The 18,218-nt window shown below is 38.5% G+C and carries 18 protein-coding genes and 1 tRNA gene; 8 read left to right on the top strand and 11 right to left on the bottom strand.

Going from position 1 to position 18,218, the window contains the following annotated elements; all coding sequences use genetic code 11:
- A partial coding sequence (locus tag Q0L68_RS06730) for an adenylate/guanylate cyclase domain-containing protein (protein WP_296701038.1) occupies positions 1–1,597 on the top strand: 1,597 nt, incomplete at its 5' end.
- Between the two features lie 238 nt (positions 1,598–1,835).
- On the opposite strand, the gene Q0L68_RS06725 is transcribed toward Q0L68_RS06730, so the two are convergent.
- Positions 1,836–1,909, bottom strand: a tRNA-Asn gene (locus Q0L68_RS06725).
- A gap of 243 nt (positions 1,910–2,152) precedes the next feature.
- Here Q0L68_RS06725 and Q0L68_RS06720 point away from each other — a divergent pair.
- The 3 genes from Q0L68_RS06720 to Q0L68_RS06710 are packed head-to-tail and all read left to right on the top strand — an operon-like array spanning position 2,153 to position 6,255.
- Positions 2,153–3,442: a Gfo/Idh/MocA family oxidoreductase gene (locus Q0L68_RS06720; protein ID WP_296701036.1), complete on the top strand. Its 1,290-nt coding sequence runs from the start codon at positions 2,153–2,155 to the stop codon at positions 3,440–3,442.
- Between the two features lie 44 nt (positions 3,443–3,486).
- Positions 3,487–3,945, top strand: a complete 459-nt coding sequence (locus tag Q0L68_RS06715) for a (2Fe-2S)-binding protein (protein WP_296701034.1) — start codon at positions 3,487–3,489, stop codon at positions 3,943–3,945.
- 24 nt (positions 3,946–3,969) lie between these two features.
- The gene (locus Q0L68_RS06710; protein ID WP_296701030.1) at positions 3,970–6,255 is read left to right on the top strand and encodes a molybdopterin cofactor-binding domain-containing protein; all 2,286 of its coding nucleotides are present in this window, start codon (positions 3,970–3,972) and stop codon (positions 6,253–6,255) included.
- A 43-nt stretch (positions 6,256–6,298) separates the two neighbouring features.
- Here the strand turns inward: Q0L68_RS06710 and Q0L68_RS06705 are convergent, their stop codons facing one another.
- A complete protein-coding gene (locus tag Q0L68_RS06705) occupies positions 6,299–6,724 on the bottom strand; it encodes a hypothetical protein (protein WP_296701029.1) in 426 nt (141 codons plus the stop codon).
- 105 nt (positions 6,725–6,829) lie between these two features.
- On the opposite strand from Q0L68_RS06705, the gene Q0L68_RS06700 reads away from it, so the two are divergent.
- The gene (locus Q0L68_RS06700) at positions 6,830–7,696 is read left to right on the top strand and encodes a hypothetical protein (RefSeq protein WP_296701028.1); all 867 of its coding nucleotides are present in this window, start codon (positions 6,830–6,832) and stop codon (positions 7,694–7,696) included.
- Positions 7,696–8,634 (top strand): citrulline utilization hydrolase CtlX, encoded by a 939-nt coding sequence (gene ctlX, locus Q0L68_RS06695; RefSeq protein ID WP_296701040.1) that lies wholly within the window; start codon positions 7,696–7,698, stop codon positions 8,632–8,634. Before Q0L68_RS06700 ends, ctlX begins: the two co-directional genes overlap by 1 nt.
- A gap of 195 nt (positions 8,635–8,829) precedes the next feature.
- On the opposite strand, the gene Q0L68_RS06690 is transcribed toward ctlX, so the two are convergent.
- Positions 8,830–9,288, bottom strand: a complete 459-nt coding sequence (locus tag Q0L68_RS06690; RefSeq protein ID WP_296701026.1) for a GNAT family N-acetyltransferase — start codon at positions 9,286–9,288, stop codon at positions 8,830–8,832.
- A 105-nt stretch (positions 9,289–9,393) separates the two neighbouring features.
- Complete coding sequence (gene purB, locus Q0L68_RS06685) at positions 9,394–10,737, bottom strand: adenylosuccinate lyase (protein WP_296701024.1); 1,344 nt, start codon at positions 10,735–10,737, stop codon at positions 9,394–9,396.
- A gap of 219 nt (positions 10,738–10,956) precedes the next feature.
- On the opposite strand from purB, the gene Q0L68_RS06680 reads away from it, so the two are divergent.
- A complete protein-coding gene (locus Q0L68_RS06680; RefSeq protein WP_296701023.1) occupies positions 10,957–12,051 on the top strand; it encodes a ferredoxin--NADP reductase in 1,095 nt (364 codons plus the stop codon).
- 12 nt (positions 12,052–12,063) lie between these two features.
- The gene (locus tag Q0L68_RS06675; RefSeq protein WP_296701021.1) at positions 12,064–12,552 is read left to right on the top strand and encodes a hypothetical protein; all 489 of its coding nucleotides are present in this window, start codon (positions 12,064–12,066) and stop codon (positions 12,550–12,552) included.
- Positions 12,553–12,604: 52 nt separating this feature from the next.
- Here Q0L68_RS06675 and Q0L68_RS06670 read toward each other — a convergent pair whose 3' ends face one another.
- From Q0L68_RS06670 to Q0L68_RS06640, 7 genes are all read right to left on the bottom strand, one after another.
- Positions 12,605–13,534, bottom strand: a complete 930-nt coding sequence (locus Q0L68_RS06670; RefSeq protein ID WP_296701019.1) for a DUF4097 family beta strand repeat-containing protein — start codon at positions 13,532–13,534, stop codon at positions 12,605–12,607.
- 6 nt (positions 13,535–13,540) lie between these two features.
- Entirely contained in the window at positions 13,541–14,344 is an 804-nt protein-coding gene (locus Q0L68_RS06665) for a hypothetical protein (RefSeq protein WP_296701018.1), read from the bottom strand.
- A gap of 40 nt (positions 14,345–14,384) precedes the next feature.
- Positions 14,385–15,425 carry an outer membrane beta-barrel protein gene (locus tag Q0L68_RS06660; protein ID WP_296701015.1) on the bottom strand — a complete coding sequence of 347 codons (1,041 nt, stop codon included), beginning with the start codon at positions 15,423–15,425 and terminating at the stop codon, positions 14,385–14,387.
- A gap of 31 nt (positions 15,426–15,456) precedes the next feature.
- Positions 15,457–16,269, bottom strand: coding sequence for a hypothetical protein (locus Q0L68_RS06655; RefSeq protein ID WP_296701013.1), 813 nt, complete (start codon positions 16,267–16,269; stop codon positions 15,457–15,459).
- Entirely contained in the window at positions 16,262–16,831 is a 570-nt protein-coding gene (locus Q0L68_RS06650; RefSeq protein ID WP_296701012.1) for a sigma-70 family RNA polymerase sigma factor, read from the bottom strand. The genes Q0L68_RS06655 and Q0L68_RS06650 overlap by 8 nt, the downstream gene beginning before the upstream one ends.
- Before the next feature lie 308 nt (positions 16,832–17,139).
- Positions 17,140–17,598, bottom strand: a complete 459-nt coding sequence (locus Q0L68_RS06645; protein WP_296701010.1) for a carboxypeptidase regulatory-like domain-containing protein — start codon at positions 17,596–17,598, stop codon at positions 17,140–17,142.
- 169 nt (positions 17,599–17,767) lie between these two features.
- Positions 17,768–18,218 (bottom strand): MBL fold metallo-hydrolase (locus Q0L68_RS06640; protein WP_296701008.1); only part of this gene is annotated, 451 nt, incomplete at its 5' end.

Below are 18,218 nucleotides of genomic sequence, written 5' to 3'. Positions count from 1 at the left end.
TATCTATGGAAATATGGGCAATATCTATACCGATCAGGGGGATTATGCAAAGGGTATCGATAGCTACATGCGTAGCTTAAAGGCGCACGAAAAAAATGGGTATCGAAGGGGCATGGCGACTCAATTGAACAATATTGGTATCGTGAATAAAGACCTCGGTGATACCAAGGAAGCGATGAGGTATTTGGAAGAAGCGTTAGTCATCCATAAAGAGCTGGGCTATGAAATAGGACAAGCCGACTGTTTTTTGAACATGGCTGAAATTCATATAAGGGAGGGCAACCAAGATTTGGCAATCTCTCTTCTGGACCAATGTGCAGAAATTTATAAAACCATAGAAGATATTCAGGGTAAAGCACTTATGTATAATTTTTATGGCTTAATAGATTTTAAGCTTAAAGAATATGATAAGGCACTAGTGAATTATAATCAGGCGCTTTCTCTTCAACTCGAAATGGAAGATAGCCAAAGCGCTGCGAATAGTATGGTTGAGATTGGTCGAGTTTATATGGAGCTTGGGAAATCTTCATTAGCGATCTCGCAGTTTGAAAAAGCTAAAGAAATCGGAAAGGAAACGGGTACTATAGCCCCTGTATTGAACGCATCAAATTATCTATCCAAAGCATACAAAGAGAAAGGTGATTTAGCCAAAAGCGTAGAAAACTACGAGCTTTTTGTCCTACTTACCGATAGCACGCGAAATGAAGAGAACCAGATGAGGTTGATTCGTCAGGAATATGCCTATTCATATGAGAAAAAGGCATTTCAAGACAGTGTTATGAAGGCAGAAGAAGCTCTAGTCATTGAGTTGGCTTACCAAAAAGAGTTGCGGAAAAAGGATACGACAAGAAATATTGCCATAGGCTCCGGAGTAGTACTATTGCTATTAGCCGGTGGTCTGTATAATAGAAATAGATACATCAAGAAATCAAGAGATATCATTTCGGAAGAGCGTGACCGATCAGAAAGTTTACTCCTGAATATCCTTCCTGAGGAAATTGCGGAAGAGCTGAAAAACAAAGGGAAAGCAGATGCCCGTGACTATGATATGGTAAGTATTCTCTTTACGGATTTTATACGATTTACTGAAATATCCTCCAAAATGAAGGCTCAGGATCTGGTAGCTGAAATTAATAGTTGTTTTGAGGTTTTTGATTCCATTGTGGCGAAATATAGCATTGAGAAGATCAAAACTATAGGAGATGCCTACATGGCAGCAGGGGGCCTACCAGTGCCTTTTGATGCTTCTCTTCTTAATACCGTGAAGGCTGCTTTGGAAATGCAAGAGTTTATCGGCAAGCGTAAAGTAGATCGGGAAAAGAAGGGCCTGCCTGCGTTCGAGATGCGAGTAGGCATTCATACAGGTCCGGTAGTAGCAGGTATAGTGGGGGTAAAGAAATTTCAATATGATATTTGGGGAGATACTGTGAACACTGCCAGTCGTATGGAAAGTAGTGGTGAGCTGGGTAAGGTCAATATCAGCCAAATGACCTATAACATGCTAAAAGATGACCCTCAATTTATTTTTGAAAGCCGTGGTAAGATTGAGGCAAAAGGTAAAGGTGAGATGGAGATGTGGTTTGTTTGGAATAAGTGACGAGTACACTTAAGTTTTTAAAAAATAATCTTGGGATTGGAACCTCTGATTAATACCCTTGGGAGTATTTCTAGCAACTTAAACAATAAAACCTGACACTGTCGTATCAGGTTTTGCTCCTCCTCTTGGGCTTCCCGATATCGCTTCGCTCCTTCATCGGGACAGGCTTCTCGCCCAAAAAGAAATAAACAAAAAAACCTGCTGAATAAGATATTCAACAGGTCTGCTTATTTAATTGCTCCTCCTCTTGGGCTCGAACCAAGGACCCTTTGATTAACAGTCAAATGCTCTAACCAACTGAGCTAAGGAGGAATTTATTACTTCGTTCGGAGCATTTTCCGAATTGGTGTTGCAAATGTAGGAGGCTAACTTATTTAATCCAAACCCATTTCATAAAAATCTTGGTATTTATTCTCTCAACCCCCTTTTTTCCTTCATAATCAGTTACTTATTTTTAATAAATATGTATACGTGATGATTTTATTATTGATTGACGTAAAAATCACTGAGATTTAGTAATTTATTCCTGTAATTTTTTACCCAACCTTATCAAACATGAATAAACCACTAAATCGTAGAAATTTTATCCGTTACTCTGCTCTTTCAGCATTAGGATTTCAGTTTTTGCCATTTCGGGGAGTTCATGCCGCAGCATCAGATAAAGTCAGAATCGCTCATATTGGTTTGGGTGGAATGGGACTAAATCATTTGAATTGGTTTGCTAATTTACCTGAGGTAGAAATTGTGGCTCTCTGTGACGTGGATGAACTCCATGCCCAACAAGCTTTGGCGAAGCTAAAAGAAATCCATCCAGATACGAAAGCAGAGCTTTATTCCGATTTCAGAAAAGTTTTGGAAAGACAAGATATTGATGCCGTGACTATAGCGACACCGGATCATTGGCATGCCCAAATTACTATTTTAGCCTTTCAGGCAGGGAAGGATGTTTACAGCGAGAAACCCCTTTCTTATTCTCAAAGGGAAGGAAAATTAATGCTTGAAACTCAGAAAGAAACGGGAAGAATTTTTCAATTGGGGACTCAAATTCATGCTGGTGATAATTATCATCGGGTTGTGGAAATCATCCAATCCGGAGTTTTAGGTAAGGTTAAAACTGTACGCCTTTGGAAGACTGGAGAGCCGCCCTTAATTCCAGTTTTAAACTTTCAAGCCCCACCCCCAAACTTAGATTGGGATATGTGGCTGGGCCCAGCTCCTTATTCCGATTATGCTCCAGAAAAGTGTCATTTTAGTTACCGTTATTTTATGGAATATTCCGGAGGTGTTTTTCAGGATTTCTGGTGCCACATTGCAGATATTGTTTGGTGGTCAATATCCCCTTCTGGTCTAAAAAAAGTAGTGGCTTATGGAGAAAAATCTGATGGAGCCGGCGATACTCCGAAATGGATCGATGTGGATTTTAAATTCAAAAAACTAGACCTTCATTGGACATCAATTCCACCGGATGTGCCAGGCGCTGAAGGAAGGGGTATCGGAGCTTATTTTGAAGGAACAAAAGGAACATTAATCTGCGACTATTCAACTCGAGAAATACGAATTGATGGACAAGTAATGGATGATATTCCTGAAATCCCAAAAACCATCATTAGATCTCCGGGGCATCAACAGAATTTTATCGATGCTGTAAAAGCAAAGACCCAACCGGAATCCTATCTGGAATATGCACGAAGTATGACATTGCCGATGCATTTGGCGCTGATTTCATTTAAACTAAAAGAAGAATTGAAGTGGAATTCCAAAAAGGAACTTTTCAAAAATAACGAGACTGCAAATCAATTGCTTTTCAGACCTTATCGAGAAAAGTGGAATTTGATAGGAGTTTGATTAACTTATCCTAATGAATTAGAATTTACTAAAACCTTATAAATATGCCTAAATATAACTTAATGATTAACGGAGAGTCCAAAGAGGTGGATGCCGTAGAGGATATGCCACTTTTGTGGGTAATCAGAGATCTCTTGGGAATGAAAGGAACCAAATTTGGTTGTGGTCAGGCATTATGTGGTGCCTGTACAGTCCATTTAGATGGAGTCGCAGTAAGGTCTTGTTCTGTTCCGGTTTCATCAGTGGGTGAGGGTGAAATCACCACTATCGAAGGACTTTCTGAAAATGGAGATCATCCTGTTCAAAAAGCATGGGTGGAGCACATCGTACCTCAATGTGGTTATTGTCAGTCTGGTCAGATTATGAATGCCGCTTCTTTGCTTAATTCAAATGCCAATCCTTCAGCAGAGGAAATTGAGCAGGCTATGGCTGGTAACTTATGCAGATGTGGAACCTATAATCGAATCAAAGAGGCCATCATGACCGCTTCAAAATCACTTTAATCCTTTCCACCTAACTCTAAAATCATGTTTTCGACTATACCATTTCTAAAAAATAAAGATAGAAAAGACCAAAGTAAGGTTTTTGCAGCCTCAAGGAGAGACTTTTTAAAACTTGGTTCCCTTGCCACTGGGGGACTATTATTAGGGGTAAACTTCCAATGCTCCGGGCCTAAAGGTGAGACCATCACTTTTGCTCCAAATGTGTATATCAGTATCAATTCAGATAACGAGGTAACTCTCATTGCTCATAGGTCTGAAATGGGTACTGGAATCCGGACCACCCTTCCACAGATCATGGCAGATGAGCTTGGAGCCGATTGGTCAAAAATAAAAATTATACAGGCCGAAGGAGACGAAGACAAATATGGAAACCAAAACACGGATGGTTCTTTCTCTGTAAGAATGTTTTACGAGCCAATGAGAAAAGCTGGTGCCACAGCAAGGCATATGTTAATTTCTGCTGCTGCGGCTGATTGGGGAGTGGAGCCTTCTGAATGTGATACACAAGATGGAAATGTAATCCATGTCGGAACTGGTAAAAAAGTCAGCTTTGGTGAGCTGGCAGATAAATTAAAAGACATTCCTGTACCTGCACCTGAATCAGTAACGCTAAGGGAATTTTCTGCTTATAAATTAATAGGGAAAGATGTAGCGATTTATGATTTGAAAGATATTACGATGGGGCAAGCCGTTTTTGGAGCTGACGTCGTTTTGCCAAACATGAAAATTGCAGTGGTAAAAAGGACTCCAGTGATCGGTGCAAAAATAATTTCTTTTAACGATGAAAAGGCTTTGGCAATCCCTGGAGTACAACAAGTAGTTAAAATTGAAGGTTCTGGATTTCCTCCCGGACTGGATAAGGCACTTGAGGGAGTAGCGGTAATTGCAGATAATACCTGGTCGGCTATTAAAGGACGGGATGCGTTGGAAATTGAATGGGATTTGGGAGAAAATCAAAATTATAATTCCGACCAGCAGCAAGCAGAAATGCTTCAAAGCACCAAGAGTAACGGAAAAGTTAGAAGGGAGCGAGGTAATTTTTCCTCAGCAAGTAGCGCTGCTTCCAAAATGATTGAAAGAACATATGAAGCTCCTTTTTATGCACATGGGACAATTGAGCCACCGGCGGCGATTGCTGACTATAAAGAAGATGGTTCCTGTGAAGTTTGGGCACCTACTCAACACCCACAATGGGCTAGGGGAGCGGTGGCTGCAGCAATTGGAGCCGATGTAGCCAATGTTAAAATTAATGTAACCCTTTTGGGAGGAGGCTTCGGAAGAAAGTCTAAGCCAGACTTTGTGGTGGAAGCTGCTATACTTTCTAAAGCTGCAAAATCTCCAGTCCGCGTTCAATGGACCCGGGAAGATGATTTACATTTTGACTTTTTCCATTCCCATAGTGCCCAAAGAATTAAAGCAACTTTAGATTCATCCGGGAAATTAACAGGTTGGAATCATCATACTGTCTTTCCAGCGATTGGGTCCACCGGTAGCAAAGATGAATTGCATCCATCTGACGGTGAAATGGGATTGGGTTGTGTGGATTTTCCCTTTGATGTGCCAAATATCAGAATTGAATCACATGAATCCACTGGGAACACAAGAATTGGTTGGCTTCGTTCTGTGAGTAATATTCATCATGCATTTGCAATACATGCAATGATGGATGAAATCGCAGAAGCCAGAGGTAAAGATCCTATAGAAAATGCCCTTGAACTCCTTGGTGAAGACAAAGACATTTCATTCCAATCGGAGATGGTCGGTGGTAATTATGAGAATTATGGAGAGCAAATAGAGAATTATCCTTGGAATACAGGAAGAATGAAAAATGTAATCCGTACTGTAGCCGAAAAGTCTAATTGGACAGCAAACAAAGCTGCGGGAAAAATCATGGGATTTGCAGCACATAAAAGCTTTCTTACCTATGTGGCTTGTGTCGTGATTTTAGAAAAGGGAAGCGATGGAAAAACTATAATTTCTGATGTGCACTATGCTGTGGATTGTGGAGTTGCAGTGAACACAGACCGAATTCGCTCCCAATTTGAAGGGGGTTCACAGTTTGCAACTAGTTTGGCCACAACTTCAGCAATTACTTTCGATAAAGGTCAGGTTCAACAGGATAATTTTGATACTTATCAAATCATAAGAATGCCGGCTTCACCAAAAAATATTCATGTGCATATCGTAGAAAGCCAAATTAAACCAACGGGAGTTGGGGAGCCTCCGGTTCCTCCTTTTATTCCGGCTTTGGCAAATGCCATGTATAAAATGAATGGCAAAAGAATCTATAAATTACCATTCAGTATTTAGCTCATATGACAGCTGTATTCCCAATTGCTTGGGAATATGGCTGTCATTTTTTTTGATCTTTCACACTAAATTTTCTTGTCATTACTTTTATAAACTTGGTTTTTCTGAAACGAAGGGCAGACCAGTCTTCATTGATTGCAATTTGGCGCACTGCCTCGAAATCAAATTCACCCAGAAAGCTCCAGCCTGAATCACGATTTATTTGCGATTTATATCGTTTTGAACTCCCTTTTGGATATGCTAGCCAGATTTGTTGATCCTCGTGAACTAAATCATGCATTTCAGAGAAATATTTTCTCACCTCCTCTTCATTCTGCACAAAAGCCAACATAAAGTCAGGTTGTTTTTTAGAATCGACCCAACCTTCTTTTTTCCATTCTTGAATTATGTTAAGAAGTTCTGAAGGGCAATTCCAAATCTGAATATTCATTCCTTCTTTCCAGGTCATTTTTTTTAAAAGAGGATCCATAGTCATAGTTTTACTTTTATTATTCATCCAAAATTGTCAATTGCTTCGTTGGGTATACGTGTAATGTATGTTTTACCTAATTTAGAGCTGATTATTTAAATCCAAATGAAAAAAATTGCACTTCTTCTCTTTTTAGTCACTATTGGACAATCGATTAATGCTCAAGATTTTCCACTTGACTCGATTTTTTCGGATGGAATTCCAATAAAAACTGTAAACTCAGTCGTACTAAATGAAATGAGTGGATTGGCTTTTAGCAAATTACATCAAGATCTCGTCTATGTGCACAATGACAGCGGGGGAGAGCCAGTAGTTTATATATTAGATTCATTGGGGAATGTTTTGGGTGAAATCGAACTTTTAGGCACCAAAAATAGAGACTGGGAAGATATCGCAGTTGGGCCAGGGAAAGATGGTCAAAGTAGTATCTATGTGGGTGACATTGGGGATAATTCAGCTCAATACGAATACATTACCGTGTTAAGATTACCTGAACCTATCCATCTAAAACCTTCCATGCGAGTGCCGCCTGAAAAGATTAATCTGAGATTTCCGGATGGCCCCATGGATGCGGAAACTTTGATGGTAGATCCGCTATCAGGAGACATTTTTATTGTTTCAAAGAGAGATAAACAAAACACATTATTTAGACTTCCTGCGGATAAGTTTGAAGAAGGGGAGGCTGTTTTGGAAGAAGTAATGAAGCTTCCTATCACAAGTTCTGTTGGAGGAGATATCTCTCAAGATGGTGCCCAAATCATTATTAAAAACTACCTTGAGGTCTACTATTGGCAACGAATAGGGGATGAAGAAATTGGGAAATCATTGTCAAGAAACCCTTTCCGTCTACCGTATGTTCCCGAGCCTCAAGGTGAAGCAGTAGGTTTTACACCTGCTGGAGAAGCCTTTTATACAATCAGTGAGGTTCGATTTGAAATTCAACCGGTTCTCTATCGATACCCCAAAAAATAATTTGTATGCAAACATCTTCCAATATCCTGATGGTTCGACCGGCCAATTTTGGCTTTAATGAAGAAACTGCCGCTAATAATTTCTATCAGCAGCAGGATCAGCGAACTTCATTGGAAATTCGGGATTTGGCAAGAAAGGAATTTGATGGATTTGTATCTCTTTTAAGAGATCAAGGAGTCAATGTAGAAGTAGTTGAAGATTCGGAAAAACCAATTAAAACGGATGCAGTTTTTCCAAATAACTGGTTTAGTACCCACCCAAATGGAAAGTTGATATTATATCCAATGTTCTCACCCAATAGGAGGCTGGAGAGAAGAAAGGATTTAATTGAACTTCTAATGAAAAAGGGGTATCAAATTGATGAAATAATTGATTTGAGTTTTTTTGAAAACGATGAACAATATCTGGAAGGAACGGGAAGTATGGTTTTTGATCATGACAGCAAGTCAATTTTTGCTTGTTATTCTGAGCGAACTCACCCCTTTCCTTTGAAATATGTAGGGGAGCTTCTTGGCTACGAAGTAATAGGGTTTAATGCTGTTCAGGAAATCAATGGTCAAGTCAGCCCAATATACCATACCAATGTGATGATGCATATAGGTAGAGATTTGGCAGTGGTATGTTTAGATAGTATTCCGAAAGCCTCAGAAAAGCAGCGTGTTCAAAAGACACTTACCAAAGCCGGGAAAAAAGTGATTCCTATTACCCCAAAGCAAAAGTTCAGCTTCGCTGGGAATATGTTGGAAGTAAGTAATGATGGAGGGGAGAAGTTTACGGTTATGTCTCAGACTGCTTTGGATTCATTGAATATTGGGCAAATTCAATTGATAGAGAAGTATACTACTATTATTAGCCCATCCATTCCAACCATTGAGAAGTTAGGTGGTGGAAGTGCACGATGCATGATAGCGGAGATCTTTTTACCGAAAGTGAAGTAATTTTACTAGTTATGCCGTTTCTTTTGCCCCTATGAGTGTCTTCACTCACAGTTTTAATAATCTCTGCAAGTAGATAGTTAGGAAATAAGTAGAGTCTTTTTTTACTTCAATAAGCTCTTGTGGAGAAATTTGGATTTGGGATTAAGGATTAATTATTTCTGAAAAATCACCTTCACTAAATTTCAATCATGTGAATTAGAATAGGTTAAAAACTTTTTCAAAACATACACTATTCTCTATACCATAATACTGGCCATAATTTGGGATCTTTTTATAACCTGCCTTTTCGTACAATCCGATTGCGTCAGGTTGTCTTTTTCCGGTTTCCAAAACACAAGATTTATAGCCCATTTCACTCGCCCATTTTTCCAATTCAGACAAAACCTGACTGGCAAATCCCTTTCCTCGTGCATCGATGGAAGTGTACATGCGCTTTACTTCCATTCGATTTGGGTCTGATTCCTTTATCGCTCCACAGGCCATAGGAGTACCATTTTCAAACAAAACCACCACATGATTTAAGCTGTCAATCTTATTGTATTGAGAGTAAAATGCAGTTTCTTCTCCATCAATCTTTGCTAAATAGTCATCTAGTTTTTTAACCAAGTTTTGAAAATCAATATTAGAAGAATCGGTTCTCAGGAGATTTATCATTGCGCTTAGGTGTTTGCTTGAATTTATTGAATGATTTTGATTTAAGCGAAATAAAAAAACCGAGACTTTGCTGCCTCGGTTTATGTTTTCTTTAAACTATCACTTTTAAATTCCAGTGTAATTAAAAGGTGTGATTTTGTTTAACTCTGCCTTTAGCTCATCTGAAATAGGTAAATTCGTAATGAATTCACGAATGGAGCTTTCTGTAATCTTTGAATTAGTTCTGGTCAAGTCTTTTAAAGCTTCGTAAGGTTTTGGGAAAGCTTCTCTTCTTAATACAGTCTGTATTGCCTCGGCAACTACAGCCCAGTTATCATCCAAGTCAGCATGAATTGCCGCTTCATTCAACTCTAATTTATCCAGTCCTTTAGCCAAAGATTCTAATGCAATAACCATGTGAGCCAATGGAACTCCAATTACTCTTAGAACAGTACTGTCTGTCAAATCCCGTTGAAGTCTACTGATAGGAAGTTTTGCAGCAAGGTGTTCCAAAAGTGCATTGGCGATACCAAGATTTCCTTCAGCGTTTTCAAAATCAATAGGGTTGACTTTATGTGGCATGGCTGATGAGCCAATTTCTCCAGCTTTGATTTTTTGTTTGAAATAATTCATTGCCACATATTGCCAGATATCTTTGGAAAGATCCAAAAGTATGGTGTTGATTCTTTTTAATCCATCAAAATGAGCCGCTAGGTTATCATAGTGCTCGATTTGAGTTGTCGGAAAACTTCTCACAAGTCCCAGATAATCTCGGACGAATTTGACAGCAAAAGCATTCCAGGCTATTTCAGGATAGGCAACCTGATGTGCGTTCATATTTCCAGTGGCCCCTCCAAATTTTGCTGTGTATGGGATTTGATTAAAAAGCTCAAGTTGCTTTTCAATCCTTACCACGAATACATTGATTTCTTTCCCTAGTCGAGTAGGAGATGCAGGTTGACCATGGGTTTTTGCCAGCATTGGAATTGCTTTCCAGTTTTCGGCTTTTTCCTCTAGCTTCAACATCACGGCTTCTAACTGAGGAAGAATTACTTCTCTCATTCCAGTTTTAAGCATCAAAGGGGTAGAAGTATTATTGATATCCTGTGAAGTCAGGCCAAAGTGTATAAATTCTTTTTGTGCTTCCAGACCTAGTTTGTCAAATTTCTCTTTTAGAAAATATTCAACAGCTTTGACATCATGATTCGTGATTCTTTCTGTTTCTTTTATTTTCTCGGCATCTTCTAAAGAAAAATGGTCGACGATTAATCTAAGTTCAGAAAATAAAGCATGGTCAAAATCTCTTAATTGTGGTAAAGGCAATTCACAAAGTGAGATGAAATACTCTACCTCGACATGGACTCGGTTTTTGATTAAAGCGAATTCCGAAAAATAGGCTCTTAAAGGGGCTGTTTTGCCGGCATATCTTCCATCAACTGATGTGACTGCTGTCAACGCATTTAATTCCATTGGGATTTTCCGTTTGATTTTGGAAGGTGCAATTTAGCCTTTTGCCTCCATAATTCTGGTCTTATCTCTCCGATTTCAGGACTTTTGTAGGATATTTCCGAACCCTCTTCTCATAAAATGGGTTAAGCTTTGGAAATTATCCTCCTAGAATGCGATTATTTGTGGCAGTAGGTTAATTTTGCTAACTCAATTACAGACAAAAAATAGTTTAGAATTCGGATGTTCAATTTATTTAAGAAAAAGAAGGAGGAAGTTAAGAAACCAGCTTATCTACCCTTGAAAGTGAGGGAGGTAGTAAAAGAAACGGCGGATACAGTAAGTATTTATTTTGAGCAACCAGAGCCATTTTTGGAATACAAACCTGGGCAGTTTTTAACTTTGGTTATAGATTTTGAAGGCAAAGAACAAAGAAGATCTTATAGTCTATGTACCTCACCGTATGTAGATCCTTTTCCGGGTATTTCTGTCAAACGAGTGCCTGGAGGACTTTTTTCAAACTTTCTCAATGAAAAAATCCATCCTGGAAAAACTATAAATGTGCTAAAGCCTCTTGGTCATTTCACAACAGATTTCCATTCAAAAAATCAGAAGCATTTCTTTTTGGTAGCTGGGGGTAGTGGTATTACTCCGATCATGGGAATTTTGAAATCTGTTTTGGCTAACGAACCCAAATCTAAAGTTACCTTGCTGTATTGCAGTCGTCATGAAGAGCATATCATATTCAAAAAGGAACTCGGCGAATTAGAGAATAAGTATTCTGGGAAGCTGAATGTGATCCATAATCTTAGTCAGCCAACTGACTCCTGGACTGGATTGAAGGGGCGCTTAAAAAGTGAAACGCTTTCTGATCTAGTAAAAACAGCAGAGGGCGAATCTGATTTTCAAACTGAATATTTTATTTGCGGTCCAGAGGGAATTCTTGAAACAACTCAGGATGTTCTTTCCTCCCTTTTCATCCCAAAAGAGAAAATACACAAGGAAAGTTTTTATTCTGCTGCTGCTGAGGCAGCTCATGAGGCGGCTAGTACTGCCGGGGGCTTGACAAGAGATGTGACAATTGAATTAAGCGGAGAAGAACATTTGGTCTCAGTTTCTCCAGATAAGACTATTTTGGAGGCAGGATTGGATCAAAGCTTAAATATGCCATTTAGTTGCCAAAGTGGGCTTTGTACAGCGTGTCGAGGAAAATTGATCAGTGGAGAGATCAAAATGGATGAAGACGATGGTCTGAGTGAAAATGAGATCAAAGAAGGATATGTTCTTTGTTGCGTCGGAAGACCATTGACTGACAATGTTAAGATCAGAATAGAGTAATTGCAATAAACAATGGATATCGAAGAAATTCGAAAAATTTATAAAAACCTGGAGCAATTGGTATTGATTTTAATGCTGATTGCTCTACCTCTTTTCGGGATGGTTTATCTGTATTATAATTCAGGTAATTTGGATTGGGAGCTTCCTGAAATACCCGATTTTGTCAATGGGATGTTAGCCGGTGGGGGAACCGCTCTCTTGGTTATACAATACTTTTTATTTCATAAAAAATTGAAAGCTAGCTTTCATTACGAGGAGCTACTTAAAAAAGTAAAGGTTTATTCCAATGCAACAAAGGAGAGGTTCTTCTTACTCTTCATTTCTTCTTTATTAGCCACAGCAGGTTTGTTGTTCTATGGGAATCCTTATTTCGTTATTTTGTTCGCAGTAACATTAGTATTTTTTTCCTTAGCAAAACCAACCCCTGACAGAATGGGAAGGTTAATGAAATTGAAAAAGGAAGATAGGGATGTAATCCTTGCAGCTTCCAGACCAGAATAAAAAAGAGCACCAACCTTTAAAGATTGATGCCCTTTTTTAAAATGAAGTTGGTTTAGTTTTCTATGGTAATGTTTCCCGAAGAAATTGATCCTTTTACCCAATCAGAGGCATCATTGTCAATTTCTAAATTTTTTCCTGTATTGATTCCTCCTACTTTTAGATTTCCAGAAGATGCTCTCAAAGAGAAATTATAAGACTTTAGATCTGATGGCGTTTGAATTCTAAAAGACCCAGAGGTACCATTCAATCTTGTATTTCCAGAAAGACCGGCATTTGAAGCCCTAATATTTCCGGAAGTAAATTTCAATTCACCTAAGGAGCCTATATTACTAAGCTTGGCATTCCCAGAGGTCAATGAAGCACTGAGCTCCCCGTCAATCGAATCAGCATCCAGAGATCCACTGGTGGATTCATAATCAACATTTCCTGAGACATTGGTTATATCTGCATTTCCTGAAGTAACTCCGGCTACAATATTCCCATCTATTTCGTCCAGATAAAGAGAACCAGAGCTTGCTTTGACATTGAGATCTCCTTTGATGTTTGAAGCTGAAACTTTTCCAGAACTTACTCTGAGAATGGTTTCATCATTGCTTACTCCATCTACTGAAATAGTTCCGGAGCTGTTTTTGATGTCTAAGGCTATCGAAATCGGTCCATTGATTTTGATAAATCCTTTGTTTCTGTTGTTTCCCCAAGAACTATTTCTACTGCTTCTTTCATAGGAGATTTTTAGTACATCACCCACTGTCACAAAAATGATATCCTGATCTTCGTCATTCGATTCAAGGTAGGCATCTACTTTTACTTCCGAGCTTGAGCTACCATCGTATGTGACATCTAGCCACCCACCGCTTACTTCAATTTTGTTTATATTGGAATAAGATTTATTGGTGTCAACGATGACATTTTGGGCAAAAGTTACTGTTGCAAACAAAAGCATTGCAAACAGGACAGGGCTGATTTTAAAGATTGTTTTCATAGTTTTTTATCTGATGGTTATTCCAAAACTCATTGCATTTACTTCAGGGCCTAGGTTTTCTTGAAATAAGTTGTTTAGATCATAATTAAAGAATAGTGTGACATCACCTACCCCTATCTCCCCTCTGGCACCATATCTAAAGTTTTCTACATACATATTTGATTTCTCAAACTGTTTTTTCTTATCTCCATTTTCGTCATCATAGACAAACTTACCTCTTCCACCAATTCTCAGACCGGCATACCCTCCAATTCCTAATCTTAACTTTTGGTTATTGGTGAGTATAGTAGGTACCAATGTGAAATTGACATACGAAGCAGATATTTTCGACTTGGTTCCTGTTCCACCTTCAAATTCTTCCCAGGTAATTCCATCGGGATTTTTTACAGCGATAAGGCTTCTATCCTCTAATTTGAAATTATACCAGTTGACACCGATGCTTGAGATCAAATGGAAATTTCTAGCTGGCTTATAAATCCCCTCGATATTCATGGCGTAATACCAAGAACCCCAAGGTTTTACATCCGGCATTTCTCCCGTTGGATTGATTAAGTTGATACCGAGCTCTGTATTGAAGTCTGCGCGAAACTTATTTTTTCTGGTTTTATAACGGTCTTTGACCTCAATTTGGTCATCTTCCTCTACCTCGAGGATCCATTTCCCTTCTTCATTCTTAGAATATTTCCAGGAGTTTCCGAAGACATTGATGACTTTGTCTTTAGTATAAATGACTGTATCTGGATCGTTTTGTGCGTAAGCTGTGCTAATTGAAAAAACGATAAGTAGTAATAGTAATAGTTGGTTTTTCATTGATAAAAGTGGTTTAAAGCGAGGGCTTAGACCCCCGCGGTTAGAATACTATTCCAAAAGTGATTGGATTCAATTCAGGTCCTTTTCCTTCTTGGAATAAGTTGTTTAGATCATAGGTGCTGAAGAATGTGATTCTTCCAACTCCAACTTCCCCTCTTACTCCGTATCTGAAATTATTTAAATATAAGCCGGTATTTTGTTTGTCTTTTTTCCGGCCTGATCCTCCTAACTCACGGTATACATATTTCGATTGTCCTCCGAGTCTATACCCCGCATAAGGCCCCGCAGCGATTCTTAATCCTTTTCTTCCGTTATCATTCATTTTACCAAAGTCTAACTCAAGCATAGTCATCGCAGTGATGTAGGAGGCAGATATTTTACTCTTAAAGCCATCCACATCTACACGCTGGGTAAAGTCGATCATATCGTCACCTCTGACAGCCTGATAATCACGGTTTTCGAATTTGAAATTGTAAAACTGGAATCCAATTCCGAAATCCCAATAGAACCCTTTTGACAATTTCTGTGCAGCCATCCAGTTTATACCCACATTCCAACTTCCCCAGCCTTTTACAGCATAAGGATTATCGGACGTTGGGAAACTTCCCGACCCATCCAGGTAATTATTCACTCCCAGATCTAAATTGAAATAGGTTCTGAATGGAGGGTCACTGTTCTTTTTTAGTCCGGATTCTACACGGACCTTGGTGTTTTCGCCTGATTCGTCTACAAGGATCCTCATCCCCCCAATGTAAACTTCTGTTTCTTCCCAATCTTCACGGACTTTAACCACTTCTTTGGTTGTTCCGTCTTTCTTCTTGATTTCTACGATTGTTAATTCTCCGGAATCTTCATTTTCTTCCAGATCCAATTCCCGGATGATCTGGTTAATATTCATCAATTTTAGCTTTTCAAAGTCTTCTTTGCTATCTACAATGATGACTACTTTACCGGACTTTCCGAATTCTACTACAACGCTGTCGCTCATGACAGTTTTGTAGACGTCATTGGATGGCATTGTACTGGCAAATCCGATTTGAACCAGCGCCATCAGGCAGAATAATAACAGGTATTTTTTCATGATTTAATTTCGATTTCTAGTTGGTGGTTTCTTATTTATCAGCTTGTTCCTTCTTTGAAGTTAAATTGGTAAAGAGGTTGTTTTTTGCATCTTGCAAGTCTGCAAATCCCTGGTCTACTTTACCTAATAGCCCTCCGACTTCATTTACTGTTTTACCGATTCCGGCAATCAGACTTTTGTCTTTAGGCTCTTCCTTAAGTCCATCAGAGAAAATTTTAACGCGGTAAGCAGGTTCCTCAACTTTTGTCGACGTATTTTCTGCTACAGCATTTTTCAGATTCAAAGTTGGGAGTTCCATTGTTGGTTCCACCAACGGCTTTGTTTCAAGCTTCTCTTCTGGAATGATTACCTGAGTAATTTCCTCTTTTTCCTCTCGCGTTTCGGTCATTGCAATTAGATTTTTAGGAGCTACTTCTTCTGTAATTTTGGGCTGAGTATTAGATGGTTTCTCTTTATTAATTTCTTTTTTTGGGTTTTCCTGAACTTGGCTTGGGATTGAAGTATTTTCCAGCTCTTCTTCAATTGCATCATTGATTTCTTTAGGAGCTATATTTTCTGGGTTTGTTGAAATAGTTTCCTCTTTTTCTTCTGGAATTATTACTTCCTGATTTGTTGCCAGCATAGTTTCTCCCGGATTGGATGAAATAACAGGATATAAGAAATAGCCTGCAGAAAGCAAGATCACAACGGAAGCAGCCGCAGCCCACCAGTAAACTTTATAGGTTTTGGTTTCTTTTGGAAGTTTCCTTTCAAGTCTTTCCCAGGCAAGCACACTGGGTTTGATGCTATGTTGGTCAAGTTTTTCCTTGAAAACTTCATCCAACTTATGTGATGATTTAGCCATTGATTCTCCTTTCGTTTGGTATTAGACTGGCAATTTTTTCTTTTAATACATTCCTTGCCCTATTTAACTGAGACTTGGAAGTACTTTCATTGATTCCTAGAAGGTCTGCGATTTCCTTGTGTGAATAACCTTCAATTGCATAGAGGTTAAAGACTGTTCTGTATCCCACAGGAAGCGCTTTTACCATTTCCATCAACTCTTCGGCCTCTAATGATGTGAGTTCATAGTTGTGATCCTTAAACTCTGAATCATTTTCCATATTTACTTCCATCATCAAATGTCTATTGCTTCTTAAAGTCATGAGAGCCTGAGTGACCATAATTCGTTTCATCCAGCCTTCGAAACTTCCCTTATTTTCAAACTGGGGTAGTTTATCGAAGATTTTCATGAAACCTTCAATCATCACATCTTCAGCATGTTCCCGATCTTTTAAATATCGAATGCAGATGGCCAGAAATTTTCCAGAATAGGTTTCATACAGGTGGCGCTGAGCGGACCGATCACCCTTGAGGCATCCTTGTATTAATCCTGATTCGGTAGAAAAATTGGTTCTGCTGAACATTACTAGTGGCTTTCAATTAGGTAGATGCAAAGCATTCTGAAATGGTTGCTTGAGAGGGTGAAAAAAAGTTAATTAATTTTAAATTACTCTAAAAATAAAAGGTAAGATATTGATAATTAATAAGTTGATATTTTTGAGATTTATTGAAATATTGCTGAACAAATGTTCTACTAAAGGTTGATATGTCAACATTCAAAAGCTTAAATTTCTTCGAATAAAGGTGTTTGGACAAGAGATATCCTGAAACATTGAGTTTAAACCGGGCCCACTAGAAATGGATAGAAAATCAGAAATTGTAAATTCTGGCTTTAATAGAATGCTTTATAGTTTATTAGTATATCCACCAGAGTCCATTCATTTTCTTTTACAGTAACAGGTTGGATATTTCCTTCTCCATCAAATATGTTGGCAAATAGTCCATTTTCTTCTACCGTAAGTATGGTATATCTTCCCGGACTGATATCAATAGCATATTTTCCTGTTCCATCTGTTTTAACTTCTTTAATTTTTTTTGAGGCGATAGAGGTAATTAATCCTTCTTCTACTTTTACATCTGCGATATTGGTAAGAGGGTAAATTTGAATCGACCTTTCTACTTTTTTAGCCTCTTTTGAAGGATCCTCTCCATCTTGAATCATTGGCATTTGGTTTCCTTCAATCCAAGTGACTGTTCCTATAATTCCTTGCCCTTCTGGTACATAGGGTTTACATTTGGACATGGTTAATACGATCAGAAAGAGCCCAATTAATTTCAAAAACATTTTCATTTTGGAAAAATTTTATTTTATAATGTGTATTTCCGCAATTCTACCAGTAAGGAGACTAATGCAATACAAAATAAGCTCAACTGTAAATTTTAGGCTGCTTCGGTCTTCCAACCAGATAAGCAAAGAATTTAAGGTGACTGGCATCATTGCGGATAATCATATTTTTTAATTAAATATTCTCAAACAACATGATTGACTCTAAATATTGAGGGATTATTGTATTCCACCCCAGTTCCTCATGAAGTTTCCTTCCCAATTCGGTTGAACTTTTTTCCTCTCCATGGATAATGAATGTCATTTTTGGACGATCCACAAATCCTTCCGCCCAGTCTATTAATTCTTCTTGATCTGCATGGGCAGAAAGTCCTTCGATTTGATAGATTTTAGCCTTTACTGTAACTTCCCTTCCATAGATTCTCACTTCGGGTTCACCCTCTATCAATCTTCTACCTCGTGTACCTTCAGCTTGATAGCCCACGAAAATAATTCCATTTTTTTCTTCAGGAAGATGATGAAAAAGATGATGTAAAACACGACCACCCGTTGCCATTCCGCTTGCTGAAATGATAATTGCATTTCCTTTATATTCATTAAGCGACCTGGATTGTTCTTGTTTCTGA

Source organism: Algoriphagus sp. (assembly GCF_024642405.1).
Taxonomy (GTDB): Bacteria; Bacteroidota; Bacteroidia; order Cytophagales; family Cyclobacteriaceae; genus Algoriphagus.
Note: the sequence above shows the minus strand (reverse complement) of the source record. Positions and strands in the feature narration are given on the sequence as shown.

Bases quoted from the DNA above. Each gene is read 5' to 3' on its own strand.
- Q0L68_RS06720 (WP_296701036.1), top strand. From the start codon at position 2,153: ATGAATAAACCACTAAATCGTAGAAATTTTATCCGTTACTCTGCTCTT.
- Q0L68_RS06715 (WP_296701034.1), top strand. From the start codon at position 3,487: ATGCCTAAATATAACTTAATGATTAACGGAGAGTCCAAAGAGGTGGAT.
- Q0L68_RS06710 (WP_296701030.1), top strand. From the start codon at position 3,970: ATGTTTTCGACTATACCATTTCTAAAAAATAAAGATAGAAAAGACCAA.
- Q0L68_RS06705 (WP_296701029.1), bottom strand. From the start codon at position 6,724: ATGGATCCTCTTTTAAAAAAAATGACCTGGAAAGAAGGAATGAATATT.
- Q0L68_RS06700 (WP_296701028.1), top strand. From the start codon at position 6,830: ATGAAAAAAATTGCACTTCTTCTCTTTTTAGTCACTATTGGACAATCG.
- Q0L68_RS06690 (WP_296701026.1), bottom strand. From the start codon at position 9,288: ATGATAAATCTCCTGAGAACCGATTCTTCTAATATTGATTTTCAAAAC.
- purB (WP_296701024.1), bottom strand. From the start codon at position 10,737: ATGGAATTAAATGCGTTGACAGCAGTCACATCAGTTGATGGAAGATAT.
- Q0L68_RS06680 (WP_296701023.1), top strand. From the start codon at position 10,957: ATGTTCAATTTATTTAAGAAAAAGAAGGAGGAAGTTAAGAAACCAGCT.
- Q0L68_RS06675 (WP_296701021.1), top strand. From the start codon at position 12,064: ATGGATATCGAAGAAATTCGAAAAATTTATAAAAACCTGGAGCAATTG.
- Q0L68_RS06670 (WP_296701019.1), bottom strand. From the start codon at position 13,534: ATGAAAACAATCTTTAAAATCAGCCCTGTCCTGTTTGCAATGCTTTTG.
- Q0L68_RS06665 (WP_296701018.1), bottom strand. From the start codon at position 14,344: ATGAAAAACCAACTATTACTATTACTACTTATCGTTTTTTCAATTAGC.
- Q0L68_RS06660 (WP_296701015.1), bottom strand. From the start codon at position 15,425: ATGAAAAAATACCTGTTATTATTCTGCCTGATGGCGCTGGTTCAAATC.
- Q0L68_RS06655 (WP_296701013.1), bottom strand. From the start codon at position 16,269: ATGGCTAAATCATCACATAAGTTGGATGAAGTTTTCAAGGAAAAACTT.
- Q0L68_RS06650 (WP_296701012.1), bottom strand. From the start codon at position 16,831: ATGTTCAGCAGAACCAATTTTTCTACCGAATCAGGATTAATACAAGGA.
- Q0L68_RS06645 (WP_296701010.1), bottom strand. From the start codon at position 17,598: ATGAAAATGTTTTTGAAATTAATTGGGCTCTTTCTGATCGTATTAACC.